The organism is Paenibacillus sp. MBLB1832 (genome assembly GCF_032271945.1).
In the GTDB taxonomy this organism is placed as follows: domain Bacteria; phylum Bacillota; class Bacilli; order Paenibacillales; family NBRC-103111; genus Paenibacillus_E; species Paenibacillus_E roseopurpureus.
In genome coordinates, this window is the sequence record NZ_CP130319.1 from 4,626,033 (window position 1) to 4,643,764 (window position 17,732).

Sequence of the window (17,732 nt, forward strand, 5' to 3'; positions counted from 1 at the left end):
TAAACTCCTCTATGAAGCACCCAAAGAGTTGAACAACTTTTCATGTTCTTCTGCCACACGTTTCACATTAAATTTTTTTCTTACTCTTTGGTTTCCACTCTTTATTAATTTTTCTTTTAATTCTTTATCTTTAAATATTCTAATACTCGCAGCCGCTGTACTATCAGCATCATTTACTTTAACTAACAAACCTGTTTCTCCATCTGTAATTAGTTCTGGTATTGAATCAACGTTGGTTGCAATTATAGGAACATTAGCTAACATATATTCCGCTAAAACCAATCCAAAGCCTTCCCATCTTGTTAGCAGCATCCCTTGATCAAAGCAGCATTGATATAAAAATGGTGCATCTGTCCAGCCAGTTATCATTGTACAACCTTCTAACTTATGCTCTTTTATTAATTCTTCCACTCTGCTTCGGTCTGGTCCGTCACCTACTAATACAAAAAAAGCATTGGGTATTTTCAGTTTAATTTTGGATGCTGCCTCAAGGAAAATTTCCGGAGCTTTGTTGTAACAAATTCTACCAACCAAACCGATTACATATGAGTTTTCGGGTATTCCCACTTTCTTTCTAGCAGTTCTCTTATCAACTAACTCAGAATCTAATTGTTCTATATCAATTCCATTTAGAATTTTCTCTATTTTTTGCGGTTTACAAATCATATTTAGAATTGCTCTTTTCTTTTCACATTCTGAAATTGCTACAATTGAATCTGTTTTCAAAAATGCAAGGAACTTCTCTATTATACGATAAAATATTTTTTTCTTATTGCTAGTATCCATACAAAATGCCCAACCATGAGGGTTATATACAACTTTAGTCTCTATACCCAAAGCTGATATTCTTGCTAGTGCCCCAGCTTTGCTGCTCTGTAAATATAAAATGTCCGGCTGATACTCCTTAATAATCTTTCTAAGTACCAATACGCCTTTTGCATCAATTTTCAAATTCAATTCACGACACATATTTATATTTACAAATGTGTCAACGAGATTTATATAATTTTTCTCCTTAAAGTCGAAAGAACAAACCAAAATAATTTCGTATTTTGCCCTATTTAAGTATTTTAAGAGCATTTGTATATATCTCTCTACTCCACCAGGAGACTGAACAACAATCATTAATTTTGTTTTCATAAATTTCCCCTTCTCTACAAGCAGCAAGTTAATCAATTAATTAGATTCATTAAATCCATTTTAAAATTTAAATTTGCCCTGAGATGGAATATTATAATAGGACAATAAAAGTTCGTTAACCTTACCAAAATTCTTAAAAATGCCTTTTCTCTAATCAAACATCTTCTTAACTCTATCTTCCTTCTCAACCTTCTTCATATCTGCTATAACCATAATTCGTACTAATTCTTCAAAAGAAGTTTTTGTTGGATTCCAACCTAACAATGTTCTTGCCTTCGTAGGATCTCCTAACAACTGATCTACTTCAGTAGGTCTGAAAAATTTAGGATCAACATCCACAATAACCTCACCTGTGGCCTTGTTAGTACCTTTTTCTTCAACACCCTGTCCTGTCCACTCTATTTCTATACCAACATGGTTAAAAGCTAATTCAACAAATTCACGTACCGTATGCATTTCACCAGTTGCAATGACGAAGTCCTCTGGTTGATCGTGTTGGAGAATTAGCCACATACATTCCACATAGTCTTTGGCATAGCCCCAATCACGCAAAGAATCCAGGTTGCCTAAAGATACTTTCTTTTGTTTGCCTTGCGCAATTCTTGCAGCTGCGAGTGATATCTTACGAGTGACAAATGTTTCGCCGCGGCGCTCTGACTCATGATTAAATAAAATACCATTTACAGCAAACATATTGTATGACTCGCGATAGTTCTTTGTAATCCAAAACCCATATATCTTAGCGACACCATATGGAGAACGCGGATAGAAAGGAGTAGTTTCTTTTTGCGGTACTTCTTGAACTTTTCCATATAGTTCAGATGTGGAAGCCTGATAAACTTTCGTTTTTTCAGTTAATCCCAAAATTCGAACTGCTTCCAATATGTTAAGTGTTCCTTTGCCATCTACATCCAATGTGTATCCTGGCATATCAAAGGAAACTCTGACATGGGATTGTGCTGCTAGATTATAGATTTCATCTGGTTGAACTTCACTAATTAAACGAATCACGTTAGAAGTATCAGTTACGTCACCATAATGCAGATGGAAATCCCCATTGTTTAACAATGCATTCGCTGCTTCCTCATCAAGAATATCTTCTAAACGCTCTTGATTATAGGAAGAACTACGACGAATAACACCATGCACTTGGTATCCTTTTTCCAATAGAAACTCTGCTAGATAGGAACCATCCTGCCCAGTAACGCCTGTAATTAATGCTGTTTTCATTGTCATATCCTCCACGTGGTGATTCTTCTATTTCGCAACTGCGACATGATGTTCAATAAACCATTGATAAGCTGAACGGATTCCTGCTTCGAGCTCGATCTCCGCTTTCCAGCCTAGGTTTGAAATCTTAGTTACATCAACAAGCTTTCTAGGTGTACCATCAGGTTTGGTTGTATTAAATAATAATTCCCCGTCGTAACCAACCACTCTCTGAATGGTTTCGGCCAGCTCTTTAATGGAAATGTCTTCACCAACACCAACATTAATAATGTCATTACTCTCATAGTTATTCATGAGGAATAAACATGCTTTAGCTAAATCATCCGCATGAAGAAACTCCCGCTTTGGTGTACCTGTGCCCCAGATTTCAACTTGTGGTGACTGATTCACTTTGGCTTCATAAATTTTCCGCATCAACGCAGGCATGACGTGAGATGACTCCAAATCGAAGTTATCATTAGGTCCATATAGATTGGTCGGCATAACAGAAATATACCTTGTACCGTATTGTCGATTATAGGATTGACACATTTTAATACCAGCGATTTTGGCAATCGCATAGGGTTCATTCGTAGCCTCAAGCTCACCCGTTAACAGATATTCTTCTTTTAGCGGTTGTGGGGCAAGCTTCGGGTAAATACAAGTTGATCCGAGGAACAATAACTTCGTAACGCCCGACTTATAGGCTGCATCAATAACGTTGGTCTGAATTAGCAAATTGTCTCGGATGAAATCAGCTGGATACTCATTATTAGCGACAATGCCGCCAACTTTGGCAGCAGCCATGAAGACGTAGTCAATCTTTTCTGCAGTAAAGAATTTTACAACATCATCAAATTTCCTTAAGTCCAATTCAGCACTCGTTCGATAGACCAAATTGGTATAGCCTTTCGCTTGTAACTCTCTTAAAATAGCAGATCCAACTAATCCTCTATGTCCAGCGATGTATATTTTAGCTCCTAAATCCATGGAACACCTCAAATGTTATCTTTTTTTAATAGGCGTCTTTTGATCCTAAAAGCACCTTACACGTTTTCAAAATAATTTTAACATCCAATAAAATACTTCTATTTTTTATGTACTTCAAATCAAGCTCTACCATCTTCTTGAAGCTAACATCATTTCTCCCGCTTACTTGCCATAGCCCCGTACACCCCGGCGTTACAAGCAAACGTTGTTTATGATAGTCACTATATTGTTCTACTTCTCTCACTAATGGTGGACGTGGGCCAACTAGACTCATATCGCCGATCAGCACGTTCCATAGCTGTGGAAGCTCGTCCATGCTTGTTTTGCGAATAAATTTTCCCACTCTTGTTATCCGAGGATCTTCTTTCATTTTAAACATGTGACCTTCGATCTCGTTCTTATCCAACAAGCCCTCTAACAATTCTTCCGCATTGGAAACCATCGATCTGAATTTATACATCTTGAATTGCTTCTCATCCTTGCCTACGCGCATCTGATAAAAAAATACGGAGCCACTAGGATCTTCAAGCTTGATCATAACCGCCAAAATCAGAAACACAGGCAAGATGAGTATAATCCCAACTAGTGCTCCAAGGACATCCAATATCCTTTTAATAAATAAATAAGAAGTTTTTTGTTGATGTACGGTCCTTAATATATTGATAGGATAGTATGTATCTTTCTCCACCATCAGCGTATCTCTGGAGATATTCGGCATCTGATTGCCTCCTAGCCATGTGTAAGTTGTAACTGCTTTTCTCTATGAAGAACATCTTCTAAGGCTCGTAAAAGCGGAGCCTTAAGTTCATCATTTTTCAAAGCGAAATCGACCGAAGTGAGAATAAAACCAAGCTTCTCTCCCACATCATACCTTTGTCCTTCAAATTGGAAGGCGAATACATCCTGTATCTCGTTCAGTCGGGAGATTGCATCTGTTAATTGGATTTCCCCGCCTGCACCTGTTTCCTGAAGTTCGAGAAAATCAAATATTTCTGGAGTTAAAATATAGCGTCCCATTATCGCCAAATTTGAAGGCGCCGTGCCAGGGGCAGGCTTTTCTACAAAGCGTCGAACCTTGTACAAGTCACCATTTTTGCTAATGGGGTCAACAATACCATACCGTTTGGTCTCTTGATCGCTAACGGGTTGAACACCAATTACCGAGGATTGAGATAATTCAAATTGATCCATTAATTGCTTTAGGCACGGTGTTTCAGCGCTTACAATGTCATCTCCTAGTAGAACAGCGAATGGTTCATTACCAATAAAACGTCTAGCACACCATACTGCGTGACCCAGGCCTTTGGCTTCTTTTTGCCTAATGAAATGAATTTCAACTTTACCTGGCTTAAGAACCTCTTCAAGAAGATCGTGTTTTCCTTTTTCCAGCAAATTGTACTCTAACTCAAAAGCACTATCGAAATGATCCTCAATCGCTCTTTTCCCTTTACCTGTTACGATAATAATGTCTTCAATACCAGATTCAATGGCTTCTTCAACGATGTATTGAATGGTTGGTTTATCTACGATCGGAAGCATTTCTTTCGGCATCGCTTTGGTTGCAGGCAGAAATCTAGTTCCTAAGCCAGCAGCTGGGATAATCGCTTTTCTAATTCTCTTTTCCATAGTAGCTCCTCCTTCGTATGCTATATACTACAATCCTTTATTTTTTTAAAGTTTTCCTTTAAAAAAACCAGGCATATCTTCTTTTCCAAGAAAATATGCCTCGGATTTTTAATGAAAAACATAGGGCATTTAACCCCACCTCACATCACACCACCGATGATATACATCTAAGGCGGCAAGCCGCCCACAGCATGATCGAGTATCTACAATGATAGAGGTATAGTAGACATTACCTAGTTAGTAAAAAGATGTGTCATTCAATGGAATGGTCTGCGTTAGCTCTTATTGACTTTCACCGTAATAATAGTAATATGCATCTTTGTTCTTACGATCCACATTGTTCAGAACGACGCCGAGTATTCTAGCTCGAACGTTATCAAGGTTTTGCTTCGCTTTCATTACAGCATCACGCTTCGTTTTGTCCGAGTTGACGACAAGGATAACCCCATCGGCACGCGTAGAAATGATCTGCGAATCCGTCACGGCGATAGCAGGTGGAGCGTCGATTAGGATAATATCGAACTGCTGTTTCAGCTCTTCGATGGCACTTAGCATCTTCTTGGAAGCCAGAATCTCTGAAGGATTCGGCGGGATAGGGCCTGATGTAATAATTTGCAAATTAGGAATGAACGTGTCTTGCAATACTTCACGAACGGTCAGTTGATTCGTAAGCAGATTGGTAAGCCCCCAACGATTCGATACCCGCAGGGTGTGATGCATGGTTGGTTTACGAAGATCACCGTCGATGATGAGTACTTTCTTATCTGATTGCGCGTAAGCTACGGCTAGGTTGACGAGTGTGGTGGACTTCCCTTCTCCAGGACCTGCGGAGGTCACCATAATCACTCTTAATTCCTCATCGATCGATGAGAATTGAATATTGGTTCTTAGTGCGCGATACGCTTCCGAAATGGGAGATTTGGGATTCTGATGTGTGATGATCGGTCTTTTACTGGTTGAGTTTGACATCGGAACGCCCTCCCACTCTTTGTTCATTGGTCTGCTTGCTGTGATGGTTCTGGAAGTCTTCTGGCTTCATCTTGGTGATCATGGCTAAGGTAGGTAGTCCTAAGTACTGCTCTACTTCTTCCTCTGTTGTCAGTTGATCGTTCAAATACTCCAACAAGAAGGCAACACCTAACGCAATCATCAGCGAAACGACAAAGGAGATCGCGACATTTAACTTTTTATTCGGCTTAACTGGAATGGGCCCTTCCATATCTTTGGCTTCATTCAGCAAAGAAATATTATCGACTTTCATAATCTTCGGAATCTCGTCTTGGAATACGATGGACACGGCATTTGCAATGCTCGCTGCCCGTGTATACGAAGGATCTTGAACAATGAGAGTCATAACTTGTGTATTGTTAACTGAGCTCACTTTCACTTTCTCTACAAGCTGCTCGGCTGTTATATTCAAATGTGGGTATTCGGATACGACTTTGTCCATAATTCGCGGTGTACGAATGATTTCTTTGTATGTATCAATGAGTCTAATGTTCAAATTGACTGTATTCAGGTCAACTTGGGAGACGCCTACTTGATCATTGGATTTATTGACAATTAGTTTGGTCGAAGCTTGGTAGATCGGTTCCATAAACAAAAAGCTGATAATCCCCGTTGATACTGTTGCTACAACAACAATTGCGACAATCATCCACACCCTTTTCCTTATAATTTTCAAGTAATCCTTTAAATCCAGTTCCATGCCATTCCCTCCGTCTACATGATGTCATGTCTCATCTTGGTCGCTGGTCTTCATTATTTTTATTAGAAAAGATAAGGAATCCCCCTCTATCTGGTAGAGATGAGGATTCCTCCTGAAATATACAGTTGCTTATTTATTCAGCAAACGATAGATAACAACAGCGGCTTGTGCACGAGTGGAGTTAGCATTTGGATTAAATGCGTTGCCTTCTTCACCGATAATGATGCCTTCATTTGCTGCCAGAGCAACGCCATCTTTCAAAGACGTGTTAATCGCTGTTGCATCCGTGAAACCTTTAAGAACTTCATCCACTTTAGCTGGATTTAGCGTTACGCCTTTAAGCGCAAGCGCTCTGGAGGACATAACAGCCATTTCGGCACGCGTAATTTTACCGTTAGGGTCAAATTTACCCGCTTCTTTGCCGTTCACGATGCCGTTTTTAACTGCAGATGCAACGTAGACTTTGTACCAGTCGGAATCGCTCACATCAGCGAAGTTTTCAGTTGCTTGATCATCTTGCAAGGAGAATGTTTTGACGATCATTTTCGCAAATTCAGCACGTGTAACAAATCCATTCGGATCGAAGGTTTGCTCCGCACGACCTTCAAGAATGCCTTTTGCCGCAGCTACTTGAATTTGTCGACCAGCCCATGCCTTAACGGATGTTGTATCGCCGAAAGATACTTTATTCTCAACAACGGTATACGTGGAGAAGCCGTTACGTTTGGCGCTAAAAGTGCCGTTTTGATAGCTACCGCCGTAGTACTCTAATTTGCCATTGATAATTTTCGCAAGGGTCAGCAAATCTGTATCTACATTGGATGTATTCTCAATTGGAAGTTGTAGAGTAACAGGCTTATTGAATGTGTGAATTTCATTTCCGCCAGATGTAAATTCAAAATTAAATACATCAGATACAACATTTAGTTTTGTTACGTCCGTTGCTTCAGTCTTATCTTGTTTAGACACCTTTAGCGTCGTATCTTTACTAAACTCTGTAGGACTAACACCTAATGTAAGACCATTCATGGAGACGGATACGGTATCAATACCATTCTCTTTCGCAGAATCAAGCAATTCTTTAGCGAACGGAATTTCAGTCGTTTTGGCAGTGGTTGTACCAAAATCCAATTTCAGCTCGACTTTCTCTGGTTTCGCTTGTGGGTTCAACTTCTGCAATTGATCATTCAGTGCCTTGGCTTTATCGGCAACTTCTTTCATTTTCTTTGTAAGATCAGCGTTATTCAGCGTCGGTTTCGCTACATTACCTTCTACTTTAATCGATGATTTCAGGTCAAGTGTGGCTAGTTGTGCGATGGCATTTTTAATAGCATCTTGTGCTTTTTTGAAGATTTCGGATTTTTTCTCATCGGTTGCACCAACAAGATCCTTGATCAACTTATCTAAATCAGCTTTACCTTGCTCTGCTGGATCCTTTTTAGTATCTGCTGGTGAAGTTCCAGTGCCAGGATCAGTGCTGGATGAATTATTTAAGGATATCGTGGCCGAGATATACAAGAGAAGCCCAAATTTGGAATCACGTGCTTGAATCTTGCCGCTGCCAGCGTTTGCTCCGTCCAGTACAAGAGTACCATCATTTGTGAATTTCACATGGTCAACTGTTCCTGTTTGAAGGCTCCAAGTCAAATAGTTGTTAATTAAATTTGAACCAAACACGGTCAACCCAGGTTTAACAGAGTTCGTAGTTACTGTAGTAGGAACGTATGCGATATCTCCAGCAAGTACGTATCTTACTCCAGCCGAAACGAGCGCTGCCCTTGCCGATAAAGCTTTGGCTCCTACAGCATTAGCAATGTTATCTTGAACTACATTGAGATCATCCAGGGTAATATGATAAGCCTTTAGGAAGTTATAAATAAGTAGATTATCATCGGATAGTTCAGCTTTAACAATTGAATTTACGGTATTTAATATATCTTGTGTACTGCCGCTGTTAGATAACGCTACGAGAACACTTGCCAATAAGTCATTTTTTTTAGATTTCAATGCTGCGATTGCTGCTTCTTGAAAATCAATTACGCTTTGTTTGCTTAGTCCATACTGATCATTAATGCCAGGAAGTGATTTATAAGTGAACAGCGTATTGATTGCAGCACGAATATTTGTATTTTGAACTAAAGCATCAATGTTATTTCCAGACTCGTCATAGAATAAATCCAAGCTATTAAAAAGTGCAAACACTGGAGTAACATTTACGCCAGCAGGAGCTAATTTCGTCCAAACAGGCCCGAGAATGGTTTGCATTTCTGAATCAGTAAAGTTATGAGCAGCCACATAATCTCTTGTCGCTTTCACATCAGATAACCCTTGTACATCTTTAACAAGTTCACCGTGCAGGCCATTCAACATACCTAGTGGAGTAACAGCAGTAGTAGTTGCTACTGTATCAGCCGAAGCCACCCCAACAGAAATCCCCAACTTATCGGCAAACCCTTTCTCGCTTAATGGAAGTCCAGCAAGGGATGCAAGCAAGATGCTTGCTGATAGTGTCGTTACGGCTAATTTCTTTTTCATCGTCATGCTAAAATTCACCTCATTAGATTAGTGGTCTTTCTTGTTGTTGCTTTATTTGGATTTCCAAAACTGAAACCATTTTGATTTCGGCCAAACAGGAGGAAGTGTTTCAATAGATAAATTATGTATGATCCTGTTGGCATTGTTTTGGAACGTGCTCACATAATCGGGGCCTAGTTCCTTTCGCACAACTTCATACGCTTGTGCAAGAGCGAACCCACGCTTGGCAGTGTTGTGGGCATCCGACGCAATGAAATGAGTCAAATGATTCCGGCATAACTCCAAGGAAAAAGACTGGATGGATCGACCGAAATCCCCCAGTAAGGCATGGGCTGTCACTTGTGTCAAAGCTCCGAGTTGGACCAACTCCAGCAATTTCTTCGGGTTCTCCACGATTTCTCGATTGCGCTCGGGATGCGTAATAATCGGTACGATATCCATGAGCAGGAGTTCATGCAGCAACTCTTCGATGCCAGCGGAGATTCGATCAGATGGAAACTCGAGCAGCAAGTAGCGTGAACCATTTAATGTGCTGGTCCGCTTCATTTCTATATCTTCAATCAGCTCACGGTACACCCGAACTTCTTGGCCCGCATGCACACGAAGCGGAATTTGGCGCTCAATGAGCTCCTCTTGAAATCGTTGTACCTGTTCGCTGACGAAACTAGCTTCATTCATATATCTACCATTGCGATGATGCGGGGTTGCAATGACAGCCGTGATCCCCTGCTGGGCCGCTTGTCTAGCCATCTGAATCGCATGGTCCAAATCAGTGGCCCCATCGTCGAGATCTGGTAGTATATGACTATGTATATCAATCATTGAAATCCCCAACCTCTAGGACTATATTCGTAGTTTTACGACAAAAAATATCAGAAATTCACACTTTTCACCATGACGTTCTTTATGAAAGTGTAGCATATATACCTACGCTTGCCTACCCGAAATAGCCCTTAGTTCCTATTATCAAGCTGTTTTTTATGTAATTTTTATCAGATTTAAATATTTGTAATATGTCCGAATTTTTCGCGAAATCTAGTAAACGATTAACAAACAATTAGTATTTCATAAAAATTAAACATTTTATCTTATAATTCGACAAAAATCTACATTATCACCTACACTTTCGACAAAAAGTTCACAAAACGATATGCATGAATTTTCTGTAAACTAAAACTTACAATGCATCCAAACAACAAACATCCGGTTCATAGAAAATTCAAAAAAAAGAAGATAGAGCCCCAAATATCAAGGGACTTTACCTTGCAATCCTGTCACATGTCTACTTTTTTTTCGCCATCACATCACTGATCCCTACAAAAAATACGACGATCGTCACGAACACAATTACTCGAACGTCCCAGGCATTCGGAAAATCATTCACTCTCATACCCATGGCCCGCAGAAACAGAACAAAGAACAGTAAAACGAGATCGAAAAACATGCAATAAGCCATACGAGCTGATAATTTATAAAGCGGCAGTTTATCCATCATTTTGCCAATCCCAAATAAATCACTCCATTTGCTGGACTCAGACTTCGTCTGCTGGGGGGGATGATCCTTGTCCGCTTTACGGTCAACGATCGGTTTTTGCTCGTTTGACAATTTTCTCGCCAACTTCTAATGATGAATCGGTCGTATCCCTCCACATGAGTATAGCCCCGATACAACTGACGCCCACAATGAAAATCCCCCCCAAAGGTGAGAGCAGCTGCACTTCCCATGTCAAGATAATAGTCAGAAAACTTATGAACAGTAATAGATAAGCCCCGGTCATTTTCATTGCGTTTCTTGCCATGATCTATCAACACCTCCCTATTTATGAAGCTAAAGTAGTATATGAGAGATTCATAGATGAGGTGATAGGCACCAAACGCGTAGCACACGGCAAAAAGACCCAAAAAGGTCGTCACCCTTTCAGGCCTTTCGCTCTATCTAACTGGTTCTATCTGTTCAGCAAACTGCCCACGTATCTTAACAACTCATTGGCGCAGACTGGGCAGTACCCATGCTCATCGATCAGCTGTTTGGTCACATCGTTTATTTTCTTCAGTTGCTTCTCATCCGGTGTTTTGGTGGATGTCGTAATTTTCACGATATCCTTCAGATCAGCGAAAAGCTTTTTCTCAATCGCTTCACGTAAGCGCTCGTGGCTGCTGTAGTCAAACCTTCTGCCTTTGCGTGAGTAGGAAGAGATGCGGATCAGAATTTCTTCGCGGAATGCTTTTTTCGCATTTTCAGAAATACCAATCTGTTCCTCGATTGAACGCATGAGGCGCTCATCTGGGTCCATTTCCTCGCCAGTTAACGGATCCTTGATTTTCCCCCAATTGCAGTAGGCCTCAATATTATCCAAGTAGTTGTCGAAAATCGTTCTAGCCGACTCCTCGAAGGAGTACACGAACGCTTTCTGCACTTCTTTCTTGGCAATATCGTCATATTCCTTACGGGCCACCGAGATGAAATTGAGGAAACGCTCGCGCTCATCTTTGGTGATCGATGGATGCTGATCCAGGCCGTCCTTCAAGGCGCGCAGCACATCTAACGCGTTAATACATTGAAGATCCTGGCGGATCAAGGCACTGGAAATTCGGTTGATGACATACCGCGGGTCAATACCGCTCATGCCCTCTTCTTGGTACTCATTCTGCATTTCCTTCAGATCGGCTTCTTTGTAGCCTTCGACGACTTCGCCGTCGTACATGCGCATTTTTTTGATGAGATCCATGCCTTGCTTCTTCGTTTCCTTCAAACGTGTCAGAATCGAGAAGATAGCGGCCACACGCAACGCATGAGGTGCAATATGGATATGGGACATATCGCTTTGCCCGATGAGTTTGTAGTAAATTTTTTCTTCGTCGGAGACTCGCAAATTGTAAGGAATCGGCATGACGATCATCCGAGACTGCAGGGCTTCATTTTTCTTATTCGCGATAAAAGATTTATACTCAGTTTCATTGGTATGCGCGATGATCAACTCATCCGCACTGATCAGCGCGAAGCGACCCGCTTTGAAATTCCCCTCTTGCGTGAGGGAGAGCAAATTCCAGAGGAACTTCTCATCGCACTTCAGCATCTCCTGGAACTCCATGATTCCCCTGTTCGCCTTATTCAGCTCGCCGTCAAATCGATAGGCACGCGGATCAGACTCGGAGCCGAACTCTGTGATTGTGGAGAAGTCGATGCTGCCTGTCAAGTCGGCGATATCCTGGGACTTTGGATCCGACGGACTAAACGTACCAATACCGACACGACCTTCTTCCGATACAAAAACACGCTCAATATGTACATCCTCGATGCAGCCGTTGTATTCCGTTTTCAGACGCATCTGGCAGGACGGACATAGGCTTCCCTCGATTTTCACGCCAAGCTCTCGCTCGATCTCTAATCGCAGCTCCTGAGGAATGAGATGCAGCGGCTCTTCATGCATAGGACACCCTTTGATGGCGTAGACAGCACCTAAATTTGTTTTGGAGAATTGTTCTAATCCTCGCTTCAACATGGTCACAATTGTGGATTTCCCACCGCTTACAGGACCCATTAGCAACAAAATCCGTTTGCGAACATCCAAACGACGGGCAGCGGAATGGAAATATTCTTCCACCAGCTTCTCAATGGCACGATCCAGTCCGAAAATCTCTGAGTTGAAAAATTTGTAGGATTTGGTGCCGCTCTGGTCATTGATGCCCTGGGACGCAATCATATCATAGACCCTCGAATGTGCTGTTCTCGCGAGTCCAGGATTACTGCGAAGCAATTCTATGTACTCCGCGAACGTACCGGTCCAGCTCAATGAATCCTTCTCCGTACGATGCTCTGAAATTCTTTTGAATATGTCCATGGGTACCTCCTTTCACTGCTGCCTTTTTGGTTATAGGTCAGCTCGTGATGGTGAATTGTGTACTACAATCCTATGCACCCATGAAGGATAACTTGCCCGAAATTTTAAAAGTGTCATGTATTTCTCACTTTACGATTTCGGATGACGTGCTATGCTATAATGAAAGCCATTCTGTCGCACTTCATGTATGAAGAGGAGAACATCACCTCATGCCGATCCAAAACGAAACCGAGCTCTATGCCCCGGTCAAACACTATTTCGAACAGCGTGGCTACACGGTGCGCGGCGAAGTTAAGCACTGTGATTTAGTCGCTATACGAGGCGACGAGCCACCTGTCATTGTCGAGTTAAAAAAGAGCTTTAACATCCCGCTCCTCGTGCAAGCCATCGATCGGCTGAAGCTGACCCAAGACGTGTACGTCGCTTTCGAGCTGCCGAACAAAGGAAAAGCCCCCCATCGCTTGCAATGGGAGGACATTCGCCGTCTTTGTCGTATGCTGGGACTAGGTGTATTGACCGTACAATTCTACAAACGCAAACAGCCCACAGTCGACCTCGTCTGTGAGCCTACTCCCTATATGCTGCGATCGAACAAACGAGCGTCCTTAAAGCTGGTTACCGAATTCCATGAACGCAGCGGCGACTATAATGTGGGCGGCAGCAACAAAATGAAGCTCATGACCGCCTACCGTGAGAAATCGCTGCATTGTGTGCATCTGCTGAAGCTCCATGGACCGCTAAGCCCTCGCCAGCTGCGCGAATTCACGAACAACAAAGCCGTCCCCTCGCTGCTCCAGCAAAATTATTACGGCTGGTTCATCCGTCAGAGCCGCGGCATTTACCATCTCACGCCTTCTGGCGAGAAAGCTTTAGTCGACTACGCGCACGTAGCGGCCAGCTTCCCGCCATCTAGCCAATTTAAGAGCGAATGACAACCCGATGGACATTCGCTTCTTCATTCATGCGCAGCAGCGCTTTGTTCATCCAGATCGCGGCTTGGGCGCCTTCCCCCATCGCGATGGACACTTGCTCCGCATGAACACCTACATCACCAGCGGCCCAGACGAAGGGGACGCTGGTCATTTTGCTGCGGGGATCGGTCATAATATGTCGATTCTCCATCCGTTCCGCGCCGAGCTGACGCGCCAGGTCCGACTTCACTTCATTGCCGCCGAACGCGATGAATGCACGCTCTGCCTCTATCATCACTCCGCTCGCGAGCTTAACTCCACTGAACCGCCCTGGCACCTTCACCTTAACCTCAGCGAGATCTTCCGCGACATAAGTGATTCCTTTCTCCCGCATCTCATCTGCCATCTTAGAGCTCACAGCCCGCTGCTTATGATTCACATAGGTAACGCGATCCGTTCGCCAGCGAAGCTTGATCGCCATCGCAGCTCCCGCATCTCCAGAGCCCATGACAATCGTATGTTTATCCATGACTTCATAGCCGTCGCAATCGGGGCAGACATAGACCGTTAACCCTAAGCATTCCTTCAGTCCTGGCAGTTCAGGCATTCGGTCCAGTAACCCTGTCGCGAGCAGCAGTGTCCGACCTTCATAGCCGCGGCCGCTCTTGCCCCACAACTCAAAGCCGTCGCCAATTTTCCCTTTGGCCACAGCTTGTACCACTTCATCTTCGATAAACGTAACACCAAGCTTCTCCGCTTGTCCTCTTCCAACTTGGCGCAAATGTTCACCAGAGACACCATCAGGCCAGCCCAACAGGTTCCGATAGCTCCTGCACAAGGAAGATCGGCCATTTCCTGCGTCAATGACGAGCACACGGTGTTCGTACCTTCCTAATTGAATGGCAGCCTGTAAGCCTGCAATGCCTCCGCCAACAATAATGCTATCCGCCTGATTCATCGGTTCCCATGCTCCTCTTCTCCATTTCTGTATCTTTTAGGATATCCTAAAAGGAGCACTTACATCCAAGCATCTAACCTATCGATTTTTTACCGTCCACACGATGCCAAACTGAGTAAGCGAGGCCAGCATTAAGATCCACGGAATAAGACCGCCATCCAAATCGCTACCGAACAAGATGAGCACAATAATCGAGATGACACGCCCCACATTTAGGAAAAATTCTCGCACGACAACACTTTCCACCTTCAACTCTCCTTTGAGCGGAAGTTTGGCGATTAGGCTGTAGTAATAGCCCGTCATCGTGTTCCCTTGCAGCGGCGCGAAGATGGAATACAGGATCATAAAGCCCACGACTGACCAAATCGTTAGGCTTCCTATAATGAAGGAAATTCCGACAAGATAACCAATCGTCGAGACCAACAAATAGAGCCGAGATTTGCTCGCATTCGCGTATTTGGAAATAAAGACGCCCATCACGATGCTCAAGCTCGAATACAAAACGCCAAGATACCCAACAAGATCCTCACGCGGCAATACCTTAAACAACAAAATATTAGGCAAAAATAACATCGTCCCCTGCAGCAGTCCCATACCGAAGAAGCCTAGAAGCGCCTTCATCCAATCCTGTTTCTTCTTCATGATAAGACCTGTGTATTTCAAATAATACACGCGATGATGGCCCCCAGAGGCCTTAATTTTCAAGGAAATAATCGCCGCCAGAACGAACATGAAGAAAGCGATGGCGAAGACGATCGTATAGCCGCTAAGGCCCTCTTTTAGCCGAATTATGTATCCTGCCAGAGCAGGACCCGCCAACGTTGCCGCGGTGAAAAACATCATATTAAAAGCGAGGTAGCGAATCCGATTCCTCTCCGTGGACACATCATACATCAGGGTCAAATAACCCACCCAATAGAACGCTCCGGCAATTCCATTGAAGATCGCGAACAACACATAGTAATCCACAAGCCGCTCCCCGGCAATACACACGCTTAAATAGAAGATTCCGATCAGTACAATCCCCAAGCGGTAGGATACCATCCGATCCTTTTTCTTAATCAGATAGCCGCCTATGGAGAATCCAATGGGAGTTAATATGTACACGATCATGCTGTACGTCCCGTTGATAACGACACTATGTGTGAGCCGCCATAAGTACAGATTGAGGAACACACCTGACATCGATGCGCCGAATTGGAAAATGGAATGAATGACTAATGAGATAACGGCTTCATTACTTAGCTTTTTCTCCGCAGGAAGCGTATTCACTCTGCTCTGCAGCCAAGACTTGATTTTCATATACATGTGTGACCTCCCGTTATCCCCATTGTAACAGCCCTTCTCCGTTCTGTTAAAGAGCAAAAAGCCCCAGCAGGAGCGCTGAGGCTTTCATAATGTCGATATTCGTCTTACTTCTTAAGGCTATCCCATGTTTTCTGGAATTCTTCCAACATTTGATCTTTCGTGTACTTCTTCGCTACGTAACCTTGCATGATATCGCCGAATTTTTTGCTGGACGCTTCGCCGCCAGGGAATTTGAACCAGTTCCAGCTCAGTGTTTTACCAGCTTTACTGTAGGAGATAATATCTGCTGCTAATGGACCAAGTACTTTTTCGTCAGCAGGAATTGTTTTGAACGCTGGGATAAACTTGAACTCTTCTGTGATATATTTCTTACCGATGTCGGAGCTAACCATCCAATTCAAGAATTTCTTAGCTTCGTCTTTTGCAGCCGAATTTTTGTTAATAACCCAGTTGTTAGGAACGCCTACGAATAATTTATCGTTCGCTGTAGCATCATCGGAAATCGGCATTGGCAAGAAGCCAATTTTAATGTCTGGGTTTGTTTTGGTAATTTGAACTTGCGTCCAGTTACCTTGTTGCGTCATTGCTGCTTTACCTGTTGCGAAATCCGTAACTTGTGTGTTGTAGTCCGTTTGCAGCGGATTTTTATTACCATATTGCAGCGTCAGGTCAAACAATTTAGTCCAGTTGTTGAACACTTCGTTGCCTGTAATTTTCGCAGTACCTTTGTTCAAGCCTTCGATGAAAGCATTTGGATCTTTTTGATACGCAAATGGAAGGTTCACGAAGTGGTTACCCAATACCCACCACTCGGCATAGCCATTCTCAAAAGGCGTGATGCCTGCATCTTTCAGCTTTTTAGCTGCTGCTTCTAATTGCGAGAACGTTTTTGGAAGCTCAGTGATACCCGCCTTAGCAAATAGATCTTTGTTGTACTGGAAGCCGTACCCTTCAAGATTCAAAGGTTGACCATACAGTTTACCGTTCTTTGTCATTGGCTCTTTCGCTACATCTACAAGGTCTTTCACCCAAGGTTGGTCGGAAAGGTCTTCGAGGTTGTCGATCCATTTATCAAGGTCAGTGAATCCGCCGTTGTTGAAAATATCTGGTTTGTCGCCAGCATTGAATTTCGCAAGCAACGCTGCGCCATAATCCGCGCCACCACCAACCGTGTCGACTTGAATTTTAACGTTAGGATTCAGCTTCTCATATTCTTTCACCAATTTACCAAGCTGATCGGCAATTTCTACTTTAAATTGGAAAATCTTCACTGTTACTGGCTTGCCGGCTGCAGCAGGTGTCGTTGTTGCTGTTGCGCCAGTTGTAGGTGCTGGGCTAGCTGTGTTATCTTTCTTACCGCAACCCGTTGCTAGTACGGATAAGGATAGTACCGCTGCTACGCTGATCATCGTTAGTTTTTTCATTGGAATAGTGCCTCCCTTTATTAGCATGCTTTGTTTATTGTGTTCTCTTTAACCTCTTACAATACCTATTGTAAACACTTA

16 protein-coding genes are annotated in these 17,732 nt (G+C 42.9%); 1 reads left to right on the forward strand and 15 read right to left on the reverse strand.

From position 1 onward, the window contains the following. Positions 1–9: 9 nt before the first annotated feature. The 12 genes from MJB10_RS20745 to MJB10_RS20800 all read right to left on the reverse strand — a co-directional run bounded on the left by MJB10_RS20745 (position 10) and on the right by MJB10_RS20800 (position 13,050). Positions 10–1,140 carry a glycosyltransferase family 4 protein gene (locus tag MJB10_RS20745; protein WP_314797873.1) on the reverse strand — a complete coding sequence of 377 codons (1,131 nt, stop codon included), beginning with the start codon at positions 1,138–1,140 and terminating at the stop codon, positions 10–12. A gap of 150 nt (positions 1,141–1,290) precedes the next feature. Further along, positions 1,291–2,370: a GDP-mannose 4,6-dehydratase gene (gene gmd / locus MJB10_RS20750; protein WP_314797876.1), complete on the reverse strand. Its 1,080-nt coding sequence runs from the start codon at positions 2,368–2,370 to the stop codon at positions 1,291–1,293. A 27-nt stretch (positions 2,371–2,397) separates the two neighbouring features. Then, positions 2,398–3,339 carry a GDP-L-fucose synthase gene (fcl, locus tag MJB10_RS20755; RefSeq protein WP_314797879.1) on the reverse strand — a complete coding sequence of 314 codons (942 nt, stop codon included), beginning with the start codon at positions 3,337–3,339 and terminating at the stop codon, positions 2,398–2,400. 25 nt (positions 3,340–3,364) lie between these two features. After that, entirely contained in the window at positions 3,365–4,057 is a 693-nt protein-coding gene (locus tag MJB10_RS20760; RefSeq protein ID WP_397386548.1) for a sugar transferase, read from the reverse strand. A gap of 11 nt (positions 4,058–4,068) precedes the next feature. Then, positions 4,069–4,965, reverse strand: coding sequence for a UTP--glucose-1-phosphate uridylyltransferase GalU (galU, locus tag MJB10_RS20765; RefSeq protein ID WP_314797881.1), 897 nt, complete (start codon positions 4,963–4,965; stop codon positions 4,069–4,071). Between the two features lie 282 nt (positions 4,966–5,247). Then, complete coding sequence (locus MJB10_RS20770) at positions 5,248–5,934, reverse strand: CpsD/CapB family tyrosine-protein kinase (RefSeq protein ID WP_314797882.1); 687 nt, start codon at positions 5,932–5,934, stop codon at positions 5,248–5,250. After that, entirely contained in the window at positions 5,915–6,673 is a 759-nt protein-coding gene (locus MJB10_RS20775; RefSeq protein ID WP_314797885.1) for a YveK family protein, read from the reverse strand. The genes MJB10_RS20770 and MJB10_RS20775 overlap by 20 nt, the downstream gene beginning before the upstream one ends. Before the next feature lie 129 nt (positions 6,674–6,802). Continuing rightward, a complete protein-coding gene (locus MJB10_RS20780) occupies positions 6,803–9,214 on the reverse strand; it encodes an S-layer homology domain-containing protein (RefSeq protein WP_314797887.1) in 2,412 nt (803 codons plus the stop codon). Positions 9,215–9,259: 45 nt separating this feature from the next. Further along, complete coding sequence (locus MJB10_RS20785) at positions 9,260–10,030, reverse strand: tyrosine-protein phosphatase (protein WP_314797890.1); 771 nt, start codon at positions 10,028–10,030, stop codon at positions 9,260–9,262. Positions 10,031–10,490: 460 nt separating this feature from the next. After that, positions 10,491–10,814 (reverse strand): hypothetical protein, encoded by a 324-nt coding sequence (locus MJB10_RS20790; protein ID WP_314797892.1) that lies wholly within the window; start codon positions 10,812–10,814, stop codon positions 10,491–10,493. Then, positions 10,786–11,007 (reverse strand): hypothetical protein, encoded by a 222-nt coding sequence (locus tag MJB10_RS20795; RefSeq protein WP_314797895.1) that lies wholly within the window; start codon positions 11,005–11,007, stop codon positions 10,786–10,788. Before MJB10_RS20795 ends, MJB10_RS20790 begins: the two co-directional genes overlap by 29 nt. A 147-nt stretch (positions 11,008–11,154) precedes the next feature. Further along, entirely contained in the window at positions 11,155–13,050 is a 1,896-nt protein-coding gene (locus MJB10_RS20800) for a PrkA family serine protein kinase (RefSeq protein ID WP_314797898.1), read from the reverse strand. A gap of 209 nt (positions 13,051–13,259) precedes the next feature. On the opposite strand from MJB10_RS20800, the gene MJB10_RS20805 reads away from it, so the two are divergent. Beyond that, positions 13,260–13,982 (forward strand): DUF2161 domain-containing phosphodiesterase, encoded by a 723-nt coding sequence (locus MJB10_RS20805; protein ID WP_314797900.1) that lies wholly within the window; start codon positions 13,260–13,262, stop codon positions 13,980–13,982. Here MJB10_RS20805 and MJB10_RS20810 read toward each other — a convergent pair. The 3 genes from MJB10_RS20810 to MJB10_RS20820 form a co-directional block, all read right to left on the reverse strand. Then, positions 13,969–14,919, reverse strand: coding sequence for an NAD(P)/FAD-dependent oxidoreductase (locus tag MJB10_RS20810; RefSeq protein WP_314797903.1), 951 nt, complete (start codon positions 14,917–14,919; stop codon positions 13,969–13,971). The genes MJB10_RS20805 and MJB10_RS20810 overlap by 14 nt on opposite strands. 78 nt (positions 14,920–14,997) lie before the next feature. Then, positions 14,998–16,227, reverse strand: coding sequence for an MFS transporter (locus MJB10_RS20815; protein ID WP_314797907.1), 1,230 nt, complete (start codon positions 16,225–16,227; stop codon positions 14,998–15,000). A gap of 104 nt (positions 16,228–16,331) precedes the next feature. Further along, positions 16,332–17,651, reverse strand: coding sequence for an ABC transporter substrate-binding protein (locus MJB10_RS20820; protein ID WP_314797910.1), 1,320 nt, complete (start codon positions 17,649–17,651; stop codon positions 16,332–16,334). Positions 17,652–17,732: the final 81 nt, after the last annotated feature.

Coding starts and splice junctions, on each gene's coding strand:
- MJB10_RS20745 (WP_314797873.1), bottom strand. CDS start 1,140: ATGAAAACAAAATTAATGATTGTTGTTCAGTCTCCTGGTGGAGTAGAG.
- gmd (WP_314797876.1), bottom strand. CDS start 2,370: ATGAAAACAGCATTAATTACAGGCGTTACTGGGCAGGATGGTTCCTAT.
- fcl (WP_314797879.1), bottom strand. CDS start 3,339: ATGGATTTAGGAGCTAAAATATACATCGCTGGACATAGAGGATTAGTT.
- MJB10_RS20760 (WP_397386548.1), bottom strand. CDS start 4,057: ATGCCGAATATCTCCAGAGATACGCTGATGGTGGAGAAAGATACATAC.
- galU (WP_314797881.1), bottom strand. CDS start 4,965: ATGGAAAAGAGAATTAGAAAAGCGATTATCCCAGCTGCTGGCTTAGGA.
- MJB10_RS20770 (WP_314797882.1), bottom strand. CDS start 5,934: ATGTCAAACTCAACCAGTAAAAGACCGATCATCACACATCAGAATCCC.
- MJB10_RS20775 (WP_314797885.1), bottom strand. CDS start 6,673: ATGGAACTGGATTTAAAGGATTACTTGAAAATTATAAGGAAAAGGGTG.
- MJB10_RS20780 (WP_314797887.1), bottom strand. CDS start 9,214: ATGACGATGAAAAAGAAATTAGCCGTAACGACACTATCAGCAAGCATC.
- MJB10_RS20785 (WP_314797890.1), bottom strand. CDS start 10,030: ATGATTGATATACATAGTCATATACTACCAGATCTCGACGATGGGGCC.
- MJB10_RS20795 (WP_314797895.1), bottom strand. CDS start 11,007: ATGGCAAGAAACGCAATGAAAATGACCGGGGCTTATCTATTACTGTTC.
- MJB10_RS20800 (WP_314797898.1), bottom strand. CDS start 13,050: ATGGACATATTCAAAAGAATTTCAGAGCATCGTACGGAGAAGGATTCA.
- MJB10_RS20805 (WP_314797900.1), top strand. CDS start 13,260: ATGCCGATCCAAAACGAAACCGAGCTCTATGCCCCGGTCAAACACTAT.
- MJB10_RS20810 (WP_314797903.1), bottom strand. CDS start 14,919: ATGAATCAGGCGGATAGCATTATTGTTGGCGGAGGCATTGCAGGCTTA.
- MJB10_RS20815 (WP_314797907.1), bottom strand. CDS start 16,227: ATGTATATGAAAATCAAGTCTTGGCTGCAGAGCAGAGTGAATACGCTT.
- MJB10_RS20820 (WP_314797910.1), bottom strand. CDS start 17,651: ATGAAAAAACTAACGATGATCAGCGTAGCAGCGGTACTATCCTTATCC.